This window comes from Bacillus sp. SIMBA_074 (assembly GCF_046534555.1).
Classification (GTDB): Bacteria; Bacillota; Bacilli; order Bacillales; family Bacillaceae_G; genus Bacillus_A; species Bacillus_A mycoides.
Map to the genome: position 1 here is coordinate 22,517 of NZ_JAWRYM010000018.1, position 12,907 is coordinate 35,423.

Below are 12,907 nucleotides of genomic sequence, written 5' to 3' on the forward strand. Positions count from 1 at the left end.
ACATAAAAAAGAGCTGGCTCACCCAGCTCTTTTTTATGCTTTATAAACGATCATTGCTGAAAAACAATAAATTTGGTTTTCGTCATCGTTAATAGAAACACCGACTTGGTACTTAATATCTACAAAGTTACTATCATCAATTTTTTTCAAAAATACATTTACAGCGTCTTCTAAGTCTTTTTCATGACTTTCATCAAACACTTTCACACGAATCATGTTAACACCATCCTAGATCGCAGCCCTCCGCCGCTTGTTTATTGCCACGGTGCGTATCTATGATGCGATAAAACTTTCCATCTTCATATATATATCCGTCTTCTAACACATATTGTTTATCTTCAGTATAGACATAAAACTTACCTATCATAAACTTACTCGTATATAATTCCAAATAATCTTGCCTAAATTTAGCTACAACTTTATTTGTAATATCAATTCTAATTGTGCGCCCCACCTTCTCTCCCTCCCTTGCAAAGAACGGATTTAGGTATATTGTATTAGCGATTTTATATTTTATGCTTAAAAATAAGTGGATATGCCCTCTTTCTGCGCCTGTACTATTTTTCTAAAAAAATTCCCCCTATTTATTCAACTTATAAGAGCAAAAAAACGACTTTTATATATTGACTACATCATATCAGATGTGATAATATATAAAATTTGACATTTTTACCCTCGTATGTTATCATTAAAAGTGGTTACCACATATGGAGGTGGATGATTTGTTTCAAATTGGTGATAAAATCGTTTATCCAATGCACGGTGCAGGTATCATCGAAGCAATTGAAGAGAAAGAAATATTAGGCACTACGCGTCAATATTGTGTTATACGTATCATTAGTAAAGATATGCAAGTAATGCTTCCAATGAATCAATTACAAAAATCCGGTATACGTTACATCGTCGATAAAGGTACGTTAGATGGTATACTTCTTGAATTTCATCATGGGGAATCAGACCCCTCACTCTCTTGGAAACAAAGATATACAATGAATATGGAAAAAATGAAAAACGGCAAACTTCAAGCTAGTGCAGAAGTTGTTCGTGATTTACTTCGTCGCAATAAAGAAAGAGCATTAAATGCGAGCGAAAAACAAATGCTAGATAATGCGCGTAAAATGGTTATTAGTGAAGTTGCACTTGTACAGAATGTTTCAGAACATCAAGCAACAGAATTTCTTCAAGATACAATCAATCATTAATTTTAAAAATAGCCGACCGCTATTTTTTTTGCTTAAAAAAGGCCAAAGAGTTAAATCTCTTTGGCCTTTCATATTACCCACGCCCCGCTTGAAACGATGGGTATAAAGTCATTCCACCATCTGCAAATAACGTAATTCCGGTTACGTAACTTGCTTCTGCTGAAGCGAGCCACGTTGCTACTGCTGCGATTTCTTCAGGTTTTCCAATGTAACCCATCGGAATCATACTTTCTACGTCGTCACGTTTTTTCGGATCAGCAAATTTTTCAGCATTAATTGGCGTATTAATTGCACCAGGCCCAATATTATTTACTCGAATACCTTTTGGTGCATATTCTAACGCTAACGTTTCTGTCATAAGCTTAATCCCCCCCTTACTAGCCGCATAATGCACAAATAATGGCCACGGGATTTTCTCATGAACACTAGACATATTAATAACCGAACCTTTAATATCGTGTTCCACAAAATATTTAATCGCTTCACGACTTCCTAAAAAAGCACCTGTTAAATTTGTATGAATTACTTTATTCCAATCCTCTAACGGCATTTCATGCGATGGTACCGCATTTTCTATCCCTGCATTATTAATCATAACGTCGAGCGTACCAAATTCTTTAACAGCAGATTGAATGAGATTCACAACATCTGCCTCGGCCGTGACATCACCTTTTACAGCAATTGCTTCCCCGCCTACCTTTTTTATTTCTTCTAATACATCGTTCGCTTCTGACTCTCTTGAGCGATAGTTAATAACAACTTTCGCCTTTTCTTTAGCAAATCGTACTCCCATGGCTCTACCTAAACCAGTTGCTGATCCTGTAATAACGACGACTTTCCCTTCTAAATCACTATACATTTTAATACCCCCTTAACTTTTCGCAATCCCCAGCATAATTCCAGCTGCAATGATAAAAACGATACCGATAACAATCCCAATTAATTGACGCTTCGTTTTCTTTTCACCTAATATAAGAATCCCGCCAAGCGTCGAAATAATAATTCCCATTTGTGAAAGGGAAAAGCTTGTTGCGACCCCAACTCTTGGCTGCGAAATGAATAAAAACATATTTCCAGCTGCCCAAATCAATCCTGGAAGAATATTTCGAATCGCATATTTATTGAATGGATGATGTTTAAATGTGAGTAAAATCCCGCCTAATACCATACCGACCGCTTGTGGTAATAAAGCCGACCAACCGTTCACGTTAAATAACCGGATAACTACTACGTAAACTAAATAACCGACTGTTGAAATTAATAAAATAATAATTCCTTTTTTGAAATTTCCTGCTTGCTCTGCATTCTTCTCTTCTTTACTTTGAAGTGATGTTAAAATAACCCCGATAATAATACAAACGAGCGCCAAAACTCCAAGGACGACCGATATCGTCGTTGACCATTCATGAAACACGATAACCCCAAATAATGTCGTCGCGACTAATTGAAGCCCTGTTGAAATCGGCATCGTTCTAGAAACACCCATTAAATCAATACTTTTTAATTGATTCGCTTGACCAAGTGCCCAAAATAAGCCGGATACAATTCCAACTCCAATAACGGTCGGAGTTAATACCGGCTTCATAAAAATATAAACAACAATTGAGAAGATAAGTGCACCAAGCGTTGTACCGAGCGTTTGACTATACGGTCCCCCGCCCAGTTTCACGTTAAATAGCACAATACTCCCCCAAAATATAGCTGGTAAAATCGCTAAAAGTATATCCATCGCTCATTACCTTTCTCTACAAAATGTCATAGGTTACCGCTCTAAACCATTAGAGTGAGCTTTTATTTTTTCGTTTTTTCGTGCACAAATCTTTTCTACAATAGCACCAGAAACATTCTTTTCTCGCTCCACTTTCTTTATCTTTATGTGATCTAAATTGTCTTCCAAAGTAAGTGTAACTTTATCATTCGGCGGATTATGTGCCCCTTGAAATGTAAGAAATTGTATCGTAACTTCAAACCTAGGAACAAACTCATCTTTCTTGCCTAGACGCTTTATATTTGTAACTGAGTCACATTCATATTGATCTTCTGTCACTTGCCTTATAACCGAGTAATATCGATTCAGTAACGCACTTTCTAAAAGCTGTTCCGTCGATTCTTTTGCCAAAGAATTGCTTGGAGAAAAGAAAAAAACAGAACATATCATTGCAATCATTACACATATCTTTTTCATAACTTCCTCCTTTCCCTATAAGATAGTGTTCTCCAAAATGCCATAAAAAAACGACTTTCCCTATTTAGGAAAGTCGTTTTTTATAGCATAAATCCAATATTACCCACCACTCACTGGTGGTATTAGTGCAACTACATCACCAGTGTGTATCGTGTCATCTTCATTTGCGTACTCTTCATTAATCGCAACCATAATTGGCGCTGACACTGGTACATTATATTCTTTCGCAACAATATCTTTTAACTCTGCAACAGTAATATTTTCTTTCTCTATTTGTAATTCACTCGTTCCTGCTTCTTCTTGCAAGTTCGCAAATAACAATACTCGAATCATATTTATAACTCCTTCCCAGGCTCTCCTGCTGGATATGGTGTTTTTTCTAATTGGTCACCAATCCATGAGTCACCATCTTCCCAAAACTCCTTTTTCCAAATTGGAACAATTTGCTTAATACGCTCCATAATATATTCATTCGCTTCATAAGCCTCTTTGCGATGAGGCGTTGATACAGCAACAACAACCGCTATATCAGAAATTTGCAGCGTGCCGATGCGATGCGTAATCGTAACATGTGTACCGGGCCACTTCTCCTTCACTTCTGACCCAATTTTCTGTAGCATCTTTTCTGCCATCGTCTTATAAGCTACGTACTCTAAGTATAGTGTACGACGCCCTTTCGTAAACTCCCTAACTGTCCCGATAAATGTTGTAACAGCACCACATTCACGGCGAACTACTTTCTTTGTCACCTCTTCAATCGAGATTTCTGTATCAATTACTTCATAATACGTATTTATCATTTTGCACCCCTAGCCGTTTGTAAAAACCAGTCTATATACAATTTTTCTTCTGTTATATGAAATACTTTATATTCTTCTCGTACATTTGACGAAGCATCATACCACGTAATAACTGCCGCTATATTTTCTACTTTATGTAAAAGTTCAGCGTCTTCCGCAGAACGAAGTAACACTACTTTCGGATAGTTCTCAGCTTTATAGCCCTCTATTAAAATCGTATCTACTTCAAAAAATTCGTACAAGCGGATAATTTCTTGCAAGGACCATTCATCTCGCAAAGAGGACAAAGATAGTAATCCGGCACCTTCTACACTACTTACTACAGCACCAGCTTTTCTGTGTCTTTCACTATCTTTTTGCGCTACTTCAGGAAAGCCCCCGTGACCATGATGTTTAATTGTAGCAACCTTCATTTCTCTTTCAGTTAATGCATGCACCATCTTCTCTACAAGTGTTGTTTTCCCGCTATTTTGATACCCTACTATTTGTAAGATTGAAGAGGCTTTGTCCACGGCCAATCACTTCCCTCAGAGCATTCTAACAATAATACAGACACTTTCATTCCTGCTTCAAATCCTCTCGTTCCTCCAGGCAGCACGATAAAAGCATTTGCATCCGCAAGTGAAGAAACTGCACTCGATTTATCTAAACCGACTGGCATCGCTTGTAGTGCCCCATTAACAATACTCGCTTTTGCTCTTACAAAACGAGTAAACGGATTTGGTTTCGGGAAATCTTTTTGTAAAATAGCATCAGTTCTATATACGTGAGGCTCCTTCACATGCAAATACGTTTTCATAATTGGATGCACAAATAATTCGAAACCTACATAACAAGCTGACGGATTACCTGATAAACCAAAGAGTAGCTTTCCATCAACTTCAGCTACTGTCGTTACACTCCCCGGTCTCATCGCTATTTTATTAAAGAGTACATTCGCCTGTAACCTTTCATAAATAGCTGGCAAATAGTCGTAATCCCCTACTGAAACACCGCCCGTTGTAATTAAAATATCAACCTCATCCATCGCTGATTTAACAGCTGTAAAACATGCATCTAACTCATCGGCAAGTTGTCCATAGTAACGCACTTTTCCGCCAGCTTTCATAATTTGAGCGGCAATCATGTAAGAGTTACTATTTCTAATTTTTCCTGGTTCTAACGCCTCATGCACTTCTAGTAATTCGCTGCCCGTCGTTACAATACCGACAACAGGCTGTTTTACAACTTTCACAGTGCTATATCCAAACGTCGCTAATAATGCGGCAACACCTGGATTGATTACAAAACCTTTCTTAACGAGGACTTGATTTTGTTTTATATCTTCTCCTTTAAATGACACATTGTCACCGTTTTGGAAAGGACGTTTTAACTTCATATATGTACTTTCGTTCCTCTCGAATCCTTCCGTCAGTTCTAGCATTACGACTGCATTGCAATCTTCTGGAATAGCTGCTCCTGTCATAATACGAACCGCCTGAAAGGCCCCTACTTCTTCTGCAAAAACAGATCCTGCTCCGATCTCTCCTATTACTTCAAATTCAACTGGCTGCTCTTGACTCGCTTCCTTCGTATCTTCTGCTCGAATTGCGAAACCATCGTAAGGAGAACGATCAAAGTGAGGAACGTCGTGATCTGATACAACATCCTCCCCAAGAATCCTCCCGTAACTTTCTGTAATAGAAACTTCTTCTACTTCACCATACTTAGCGTATTTCATAACCCGCTCTACTGCCTCTGCAACTTGAATCGGGATTCGTTTTTCTACCATTGTTTCTCACCTCATATTTGCAAAATATCTAATCTCGATTACACTTTATATATTAAATAGCAATTACTTCAAGGAGGAATTCCATGTCTTCATTCACACATTTCAACGACCAAGGACGCGCTAAAATGGTTGATATAAGTGACAAAAAAATAACCGTTCGAACAGCAATAGCATGCTCTAGCATTCTCGTTACAAAAGAAATTTTTGATAAAATCTCTCACAATGAAATTGGTAAAGGTGACGTATTAGCTGTCGCACAAATCGCAGGTATTATGGCTGCAAAACGTACTTCTGATATTATCCCAATGTGCCATCCTTTATTATTAAAAGGTGTTGACGTCTCTTTCGATTGGAAACAGTCAGAAGAACAATATCGGCTACTTATTGAAGTAAAAGTTAAAACAGAAGGTAGTACCGGCGTTGAGATGGAAGCTTTAACAGCTGCTTCCGCTACCGCTCTTACTGTATATGACATGTGTAAAGCCGTTGATAAGGGTATGATTATTGGCGAAACGTACTTACTTGAAAAAACGGGCGGAAAAAATGGAGATTATATTAGAAATTCTTAATCCTACCTTTTCCATTTGAACCTAAAGGATTCCCCTTTAGGTTCAACCTATATATCTTGCATATAGTCGTTTCGCAACATTCATATCATTCGTACCATGAATAAACGCCCTGCCATCTGTAAATAAAACAAAACGATATTCTTCCACTGGAAATGATAATAAATACGGCGTTGCTTTTACATCCACACTTTTTTGTAAGCGCTTTTCAATTTCTTCTAAATTAAAACCCTGACGCACACCTGGACGAATTTGAACTGTATTTCGCCCACATAATACTTCTGTTTTCGTTTGTGCTTCAAATGTTAAACTCGGATATGTACGTAACTTTCCACAGGATAAACATGTATCCTTTTTCTGCCTATTCACTTTAAATGCCATCTGTTGATTATTCCAAAGATCAAATGATAGCATCGTTTCACGAAGTGCCTCAAAATCTTCTACTAATATTTTCAAGGCTTCCGTTATTTGATGTGCAACTACTAATTGCACTGCTGGCTGTATAATACCGGCCGTATCACATGTCGCTCCGCTCGCCGGATGTTCCATTAAACATCGAAAACACGGCGTTTTTCCTGGCAAGATTGTATAAGTTACTCCGTAACTTCCAACACATCCTCCGTATATCCATGGAACGTTATACATCTGGGATATATCATTAATAAGAAGGCGCGTTTCAAAATTGTCTGTCGCATCTAATATTAAATCTACATCTTTAATTAACTCTTCCATTTCTTGCACCGTTACATCAGTCACAGCCGGTACAATTTCTACTTCGGAATTAATTGCCTTTAAATGTTCTGCTGCCGCTATTGCTTTCGGTTTATAATGCTTCGCATCTTCTTCTGTATATAATTGTTGCCTTTGTAAATTACTCCATTCTACATAATCACGATCCGCAATTGTTATTTTTCCAACACCTGCTCTAACAATTGCTTCTGCATTCGCTGCTCCGAGTGCACCAGCACCGATAACGAGCACATGCTTCCCTCTTATTTTCCGTTGCCCTTCTTCCCCAACACCAGAAAATAACATTTGTCTTGAATATCGCTCTTGCATACGACATCCCCCTTTCTTATCCTCCTATATAAGACATTTCAATTTTCGGACGATTTTTCGCACTTTCTTCTGTCCGTTCATCTGAATATCGATCTTTTCTATTCACCCACACATCTTGTATAACGCTTAATAACTCATCATCCGAAAGATTTCCTCTAAGAAGTTTCCTTACATCTAATCCTTCTGTCGCAAATAAGCAAGTATAAAACTTTCCATCTGCTGAAATTCTCGCTCTCGTACAAGAGGAACAAAATGACTCAGAAACAGAAGTAATAAAACCGACTTCAACATTTGTTCCAACGTACTGATATCGCTTCGCAACTTCACCGAAATAATGCGCTTCAGCTGGCTCAAGCGGATACACTCTATGAATCATCTCGATCAATTCTCGCTTTGTAACCACTTGATCGAAATTCCATCCATTCGTACTACCAACATCCATAAACTCAATAAACCTAAGCGTGATTCCTTGCTCTTTAAAATACGCAGCCATTGGAAGTACTTGATGATCGTTCATCCCTTTTTTCACAACCATATTTACCTTTACTTCCAGCCCCGCCTCTTTCGCTGCTTTAATTCCCTTAATCACAGGTTTCGTATTAATATTTCGACCATTAATGTTCCTAAATATATCGTCATCTATTGCATCTAAACTAACATTTACTCTATGTAATCCAGCTTCTTTTAATGCCTTTGCTTGTTTCGTTAAATGAATAGCATTTGTCGTTAATCCTATATCTACTAATCCATCAATTTTCACAAGACGTGCAATAAGTTTTGTTAAATCTTTACGAAGCAGTGGTTCGCCACCAGTAATTCTAATTTTTCGTACACCGATGCTAACAAACACTTTTGCCAAACGCTCAATTTCATCAAACGTTAGTAAAAACTCATCTTTCAAAAAAGCATAATCAGGCCCAAATACTTCCGCTGGCATACAATATGTACATCTAAAATTGCAACGATCAATGACAGATATGCGTAAATCTTGAAGTGGGCGTCCAAAAAAGTCTTTAACCTTCTCCTGCATCGCCACCCTTCCTTTCTGCCAAATTTCTCTCTTTTCATTCTATTATAATATATTTTCGAACTGCGATGTTTTTGCTAAGGTGAATAAAGTGAAACTTTACTAACCAATTCGACTATCTACAAGTAACGAGATAAAAAAAACTTGAAACATAAAAGTTCCAAGGTTTTTTTGCTTATTAACTTAATCTAATAATAGTTAGAGTAGCTCCTGGCGTTGTTGTAGATAATGTAGCTATTGCAACTAATCCAAATAACTGCAGACTAATAGCAGCTCCAGCAGGCAAGTTAGCAATTATTGGTGCACTAAATGAACCAGTAGCCACTGCCGGGGAGTTTATCGTTCCCGCAAGCGGACTGCCATTTACAGTTATACGAGAACTTACAAGTAATCCTGCCGTTAAATTAATTGTATAGGCTATATAATAATTCCCTGCATTCGCAACTGTAAATACAGTATTTCCACCACTAACAGTTATTCCTGGTCCAATATTTTGATTGTTCGGTAATGGGATATTCGTACCGCCTAATAAAACGGAAATAGCAGTTCCTGATGTATTATTCGCAAATGCATATGTTGCAGTTGTACTAACTCCAGTCACCCCGGTCGCTCCAGTGGCTCCTGTTGCTCCAGCTCCTGTTGCTCCCGTTGGACCTTGAATTCCTTGTGGGCCTTGCGCTCCTGTTGGACCCGTGTCCCCGGTTGCTCCCGTTGGACCTTGTAAACCTTGCACACCTTGCGGACCAGTTGGACCTATTTCTCCTTGCACACCTTGTATTCCGGTTGGGCCTTGTGGACCAGTCGGACCTTGCACTCCTTGTATCCCTTGAATTCCCTGTGGGCCTTGTGCTCCGGTTGCACCTGTTGCCCCTTGTATCCCTTGTGGGCCTTGACCTCCTTGGATTCCTTGAGGACCGGTTGGACCTTGGATTCCTTGCGGGCCTTGAATTCCTTGCGGCCCTTGATCTCCCGTTGCTCCAGTTATACCTTGGATCCCTTGTGGACCTTGAACACCTTGCGGACCGGTTGGGCCTATGTCTCCTTGTACTCCTTGTATTCCTTGTGGACCCTGCAGCCCCGTTGCTCCTGTTGCACCAGTTACTCCAGTTGCTCCGGTCACACCCGTCGCCCCTGTTGCTCCCGTATCTCCTACTCCTCCCGTTACACCTGTCGCTCCTGTCGGACCAGGTAGTCCACCGGATGGACCTGTCACTCCCGTCGGACCTGATGGACCTGTTGGGCCAGTCGGTCCGGCTGGGCCTCCTGATGGACCCGTTACACCTGATGGACCCGTTACTCCAGTTGCCCCTGTTGTACCTTCCCCTGTCGCCCCTGTTGTACCCGTATCTCCAGTTACTCCTGTCGGCCCTTGAATTCCTTGTGGGCCTTGCACCCCTTGCGTACCCGTCGGTCCTTGAATTCCTTGGATTCCTTGAATTCCCTGTGAACCCATTGGACCTGTTGGACCTATATCCCCTTGAGTACCTTGCACTCCTTGCGGGCCCTCTGGACCTGTTGCTCCTATATTCCCTTGAACACCTTGAACTCCAGTTGCTCCTTGTGCTCCGGTTGCTCCTGTTATACCTTGAATCCCTTGTATTCCCTGAATTCCTTGTGGACCTTCTGGACCTGTTACTCCTATTGGTCCTTGAATTCCTTGGATTCCTTGTGGGCCCTCTGGACCTGTTGCTCCAGCTGGTCCTGGCACTCCTTGTATTCCTTGCGGACCCTGAAGTCCTTCTGGGCCTTCTGGGCCTGTTGGTCCTATATCACCCATTGGCCCTTGAATTCCTTGGACTCCTTGTGAGCCTGTGCCCCCGGTTGGACCAGGTACCCCTTGTATTCCTTGTGGGCCTTGATCTCCTGTTGCTCCTGTTATACCTTGAGGTCCTATGGCCCCTTGTATACCTTGCGGACCTTGATCTCCAGTTGCCCCCGTTATCCCTTGAATTCCCTGAACCCCTTGGATTCCTTGTTCACCAGTTACTCCTGTCGGACCTGGAATACCTTGAATACCTTGCGGACCTTCTGGACCCGTTGGTCCAATTGGCCCTTGAATACCTTGTATTCCTTGCAGGCCCTGTGCTCCTGTTTCTCCTGTACTTCCAGTCGGACCTGTATTTCCAGTCACTCCCGCACTTCCAGTTACTCCAGTATTTCCAGTCGCTCCCGTCGCACCTGTACTTCCACTCGGTCCACCTCCTGGCCCTGTCGCACCAGTTGCTCCAGTCGGACCTGGAGGTCCTCCAGATGGGCCAGTTATCCCTGTTGGACCTGTTATTCCAGTCGGACCACTAATCCCCTGACCAGTCGCTCCTGTTGCTCCCGTATTTCCACTCGGTCCTTGTGGGCCTTGTATCCCTTGAGCTCCTTGTATTCCTTGTGAACCTGTTGCACCCGGTACCCCTTGCACTCCTTGAATTCCTTGAGGTCCCTCTGGCCCGGTAGCTCCAATCGGCCCCTGTAATCCCTGTATCCCCTGTATACCTTGTGCCCCAGTCGCTCCGGTTGGACCAATTGGACCTTGTAGCCCTTGCACTCCTTGAGGTCCTGTCGCTCCTGTTTCTCCCTGTGGTCCCCTTAATCCTTGTGGTCCCTGCTGTCCTTCTGGTCCTGTTGCACCTATTTGTCCAGCTGATCCTTGAATCCCTTGCACTCCTTGCGGTCCTGTCGGTCCCATCTCTCCCACCGGACCTTGAAACCCTCTCGGTCCTTGAGGGCCAGTCGGACCTTGTGGACCTGTTGGACCTGTAATCCCTATACCCGTAAATCCAGTTGGAACAGGAGGGAAAGTAGGCCCAATAAGTTCTGGTGGAATTCTCAAATTAGAGTTTAACGAATGTTGTTTCCCTTTATTATCACGATTTTTCACACTTTCACCACCTACAAACCATCTTTTTCACACTAGATAAACCTCTTCTTCTTAATCTATTTACAAAAATAATCTCCAAGACTATTTTTTATTTTAAATAATAAAAACTCCCTTAATTCCTTAGGGGAGTCCAGCTGTTGAATCCATATTATCTGTATTAGGAACACTTTGTACTATATTTGATACATTTGCACCTTGATCCGTATTTGTTCCTGTTAGATTACTAGCAGGAGTACCTCTCGTATACGTTGTCGTCACACTATCTCCCGGTTGTAAACAAAGCTTCGTTTCAGTTCCTATTATCGTAACAACATCAATCCAAGTACAACCCATTGAACCACTATACGATTTCGAGGCAGTAAACGAAGTATCACTCAAATTATCACCCGTAAATATATTCCCAGTGTTATTAACGATAATAAACTCTTTTATATGTGCTGGCATACTTACACTCTACCTCTCCTTTACGAACCTAATGTACGTGTACTTGTTGCTAATGGCGGAAGGAATACTGATGTTCTAATCACCGCTTCTGGCTGCCTTTTCCCATTTAAAAAAATAGCCGCACTCGACCCTCCAGCACCCGCATATATTTTTGCCACAGCTAAAGGTGAGATATCATAACAGTCACCAACATTAACAGCTCCTGTATTATTTATAATTTTCACTTTACGCATGTTAATTCCCATTTACCTATCCCCCTTTTATCCCGCTATTTACGAGCAGTAAGACTCCCACCTCAAAATTTGGCTGGGACAAAGAAGTTAGGTGAGAGATCAACTGCCCGTAAACGCCCGATTGGTGAAGGCTAATAATCAGTGGGGGATGAACAAAACCCCTACTGATTAAAGTTTCACTTTATACACTGTATGCAAAAGAAAAAAACTTGAAACAAACACGTTTCAAGTTTTTGCAGCTACTTATTTAGTTTCGCCTTCATATTGAAGCATACCGCCAACCATATTCACTGTTTTAAATCCTTGCTCATTTAAATAATGGCATACATTTTCACTACGCATTCCCGAACGGCAAATAAAGATATATTCATTCTCTTTCTCAAAGAAATCTACTTTATTTGGAATATCGCCCATTTTAATATGTATAGCTTCCGGAATTTTCCCTGCCGCAACTTCTTCATCTTCCCTTACATCTACTAAAAATAATGTTTCTCCATTTTCTAAACGCTCTTGCACTTCTTCTGTAGTAATTGTTTTTACTTCTGTCATATGTAGTTCCTCCTTATATACAATAAAACCTTCAGTTTCTTCTTTAAACAATCATTTCTCATCAATTTTAGCATGCGAAGGAAGGAACGCAAAGAATGGAACATTTATTTCTCAATTTCCCCGCAAAACTTATTCTTTACAAACATAACTGGCGCATTGTATCCTCAATATACTTGTTTGATGAAAGGAGCCAGTTAAA

Annotated in this window: 17 protein-coding genes; 2 read left to right on the forward strand and 15 right to left on the reverse strand. The window is 40.6% G+C overall.

The features are described 5' to 3' along the window. Positions 1-33: 33 nt before the first annotated feature. Positions 34-216 carry a sporulation protein Cse60 gene (locus tag SB773_RS18695; RefSeq protein ID WP_000621751.1) on the reverse strand — a complete coding sequence of 61 codons (183 nt, stop codon included), beginning with the start codon at positions 214-216 and terminating at the stop codon, positions 34-36. 1 nt (position 217) lies between these two features. Continuing rightward, entirely contained in the window at positions 218-454 is a 237-nt protein-coding gene (locus SB773_RS18700; protein WP_002089059.1) for a DUF2553 family protein, read from the reverse strand. Positions 455-707: 253 nt separating this feature from the next. Here SB773_RS18700 and SB773_RS18705 point away from each other — a divergent pair, with 253 nt between their 5' ends. Further along, entirely contained in the window at positions 708-1,202 is a 495-nt protein-coding gene (locus tag SB773_RS18705; protein WP_088032244.1) for a CarD family transcriptional regulator, read from the forward strand. 73 nt (positions 1,203-1,275) lie between these two features. On the opposite strand, the gene SB773_RS18710 is transcribed toward SB773_RS18705, so the two are convergent. From SB773_RS18710 to SB773_RS18740, 7 genes are all read right to left on the reverse strand, one after another. Next, entirely contained in the window at positions 1,276-2,061 is a 786-nt protein-coding gene (locus SB773_RS18710) for a glucose 1-dehydrogenase (RefSeq protein WP_060750861.1), read from the reverse strand. A 12-nt stretch (positions 2,062-2,073) separates the two neighbouring features. Then, entirely contained in the window at positions 2,074-2,931 is an 858-nt protein-coding gene (glcU, locus tag SB773_RS18715; RefSeq protein WP_215576600.1) for a RhaT/GlcU family sugar-proton symporter, read from the reverse strand. 33 nt (positions 2,932-2,964) lie between these two features. Further along, entirely contained in the window at positions 2,965-3,387 is a 423-nt protein-coding gene (locus SB773_RS18720) for a DUF3888 domain-containing protein (protein ID WP_410591352.1), read from the reverse strand. Between the two features lie 99 nt (positions 3,388-3,486). After that, positions 3,487-3,720, reverse strand: coding sequence for a molybdopterin converting factor subunit 1 (moaD, locus tag SB773_RS18725; protein ID WP_002089064.1), 234 nt, complete (start codon positions 3,718-3,720; stop codon positions 3,487-3,489). 2 nt (positions 3,721-3,722) lie between these two features. Then, entirely contained in the window at positions 3,723-4,187 is a 465-nt protein-coding gene (gene moaE / locus SB773_RS18730) for a molybdopterin synthase catalytic subunit MoaE (RefSeq protein WP_328017051.1), read from the reverse strand. Further along, the gene (gene mobB / locus SB773_RS18735; RefSeq protein ID WP_002164943.1) at positions 4,184-4,705 is read right to left on the reverse strand and encodes a molybdopterin-guanine dinucleotide biosynthesis protein B; all 522 of its coding nucleotides are present in this window, start codon (positions 4,703-4,705) and stop codon (positions 4,184-4,186) included. The genes moaE and mobB overlap by 4 nt, the downstream gene beginning before the upstream one ends. Beyond that, positions 4,669-5,958 carry a molybdopterin molybdotransferase MoeA gene (locus SB773_RS18740; RefSeq protein WP_410591355.1) on the reverse strand — a complete coding sequence of 430 codons (1,290 nt, stop codon included), beginning with the start codon at positions 5,956-5,958 and terminating at the stop codon, positions 4,669-4,671. Before SB773_RS18740 ends, mobB begins: the two co-directional genes overlap by 37 nt. A gap of 83 nt (positions 5,959-6,041) precedes the next feature. Here SB773_RS18740 and moaC point away from each other — a divergent pair, with 83 nt between their 5' ends. Beyond that, complete coding sequence (gene moaC / locus SB773_RS18745) at positions 6,042-6,527, forward strand: cyclic pyranopterin monophosphate synthase MoaC (protein ID WP_002112363.1); 486 nt, start codon at positions 6,042-6,044, stop codon at positions 6,525-6,527. Positions 6,528-6,569: 42 nt separating this feature from the next. Here moaC and SB773_RS18750 read toward each other — a convergent pair whose 3' ends face one another. The 6 genes from SB773_RS18750 to SB773_RS18775 form a co-directional block, all read right to left on the reverse strand. Beyond that, on the reverse strand, positions 6,570-7,583 hold the full coding sequence (locus SB773_RS18750) for a molybdopterin-synthase adenylyltransferase MoeB (RefSeq protein ID WP_410591358.1): 1,014 nt from the start codon (positions 7,581-7,583) through the stop codon (positions 6,570-6,572). A 16-nt stretch (positions 7,584-7,599) separates the two neighbouring features. After that, entirely contained in the window at positions 7,600-8,613 is a 1,014-nt protein-coding gene (gene moaA / locus SB773_RS18755) for a GTP 3',8-cyclase MoaA (protein WP_088032237.1), read from the reverse strand. 175 nt (positions 8,614-8,788) lie between these two features. Then, on the reverse strand, positions 8,789-11,482 hold the full coding sequence (locus SB773_RS18760) for a BclA-related collagen-like exosporium protein (RefSeq protein ID WP_410591360.1): 2,694 nt from the start codon (positions 11,480-11,482) through the stop codon (positions 8,789-8,791). A gap of 120 nt (positions 11,483-11,602) precedes the next feature. Further along, complete coding sequence (locus SB773_RS18765) at positions 11,603-11,926, reverse strand: hypothetical protein (RefSeq protein WP_113734076.1); 324 nt, start codon at positions 11,924-11,926, stop codon at positions 11,603-11,605. 20 nt (positions 11,927-11,946) lie between these two features. Beyond that, complete coding sequence (locus SB773_RS18770) at positions 11,947-12,171, reverse strand: spore germination protein (protein ID WP_016106394.1); 225 nt, start codon at positions 12,169-12,171, stop codon at positions 11,947-11,949. Positions 12,172-12,402: 231 nt separating this feature from the next. Then, positions 12,403-12,708: a rhodanese-like domain-containing protein gene (locus tag SB773_RS18775; protein WP_410591363.1), complete on the reverse strand. Its 306-nt coding sequence runs from the start codon at positions 12,706-12,708 to the stop codon at positions 12,403-12,405. Positions 12,709-12,907 lie beyond the last annotated feature (199 nt).

Bases quoted from the DNA above. Each gene is read 5' to 3' on its own strand.
- SB773_RS18695 (WP_000621751.1), bottom strand. From the start codon at position 216: ATGATTCGTGTGAAAGTGTTTGATGAAAGTCATGAAAAAGACTTAGAA.
- SB773_RS18705 (WP_088032244.1), top strand. From the start codon at position 708: ATGGAGGTGGATGATTTGTTTCAAATTGGTGATAAAATCGTTTATCCA.
- SB773_RS18710 (WP_060750861.1), bottom strand. From the start codon at position 2,061: ATGTATAGTGATTTAGAAGGGAAAGTCGTCGTTATTACAGGATCAGCA.
- glcU (WP_215576600.1), bottom strand. From the start codon at position 2,931: ATGGATATACTTTTAGCGATTTTACCAGCTATATTTTGGGGGAGTATT.
- SB773_RS18720 (WP_410591352.1), bottom strand. From the start codon at position 3,387: ATGAAAAAGATATGTGTAATGATTGCAATGATATGTTCTGTTTTTTTC.
- moaD (WP_002089064.1), bottom strand. From the start codon at position 3,720: ATGATTCGAGTATTGTTATTTGCGAACTTGCAAGAAGAAGCAGGAACG.
- moaE (WP_328017051.1), bottom strand. From the start codon at position 4,187: ATGATAAATACGTATTATGAAGTAATTGATACAGAAATCTCGATTGAA.
- SB773_RS18740 (WP_410591355.1), bottom strand. From the start codon at position 5,958: ATGGTAGAAAAACGAATCCCGATTCAAGTTGCAGAGGCAGTAGAGCGG.
- moaC (WP_002112363.1), top strand. From the start codon at position 6,042: ATGTCTTCATTCACACATTTCAACGACCAAGGACGCGCTAAAATGGTT.
- SB773_RS18750 (WP_410591358.1), bottom strand. From the start codon at position 7,583: ATGCAAGAGCGATATTCAAGACAAATGTTATTTTCTGGTGTTGGGGAA.
- moaA (WP_088032237.1), bottom strand. From the start codon at position 8,613: ATGCAGGAGAAGGTTAAAGACTTTTTTGGACGCCCACTTCAAGATTTA.
- SB773_RS18765 (WP_113734076.1), bottom strand. From the start codon at position 11,926: ATGCCAGCACATATAAAAGAGTTTATTATCGTTAATAACACTGGGAAT.
- SB773_RS18770 (WP_016106394.1), bottom strand. From the start codon at position 12,171: ATGGGAATTAACATGCGTAAAGTGAAAATTATAAATAATACAGGAGCT.
- SB773_RS18775 (WP_410591363.1), bottom strand. From the start codon at position 12,708: ATGACAGAAGTAAAAACAATTACTACAGAAGAAGTGCAAGAGCGTTTA.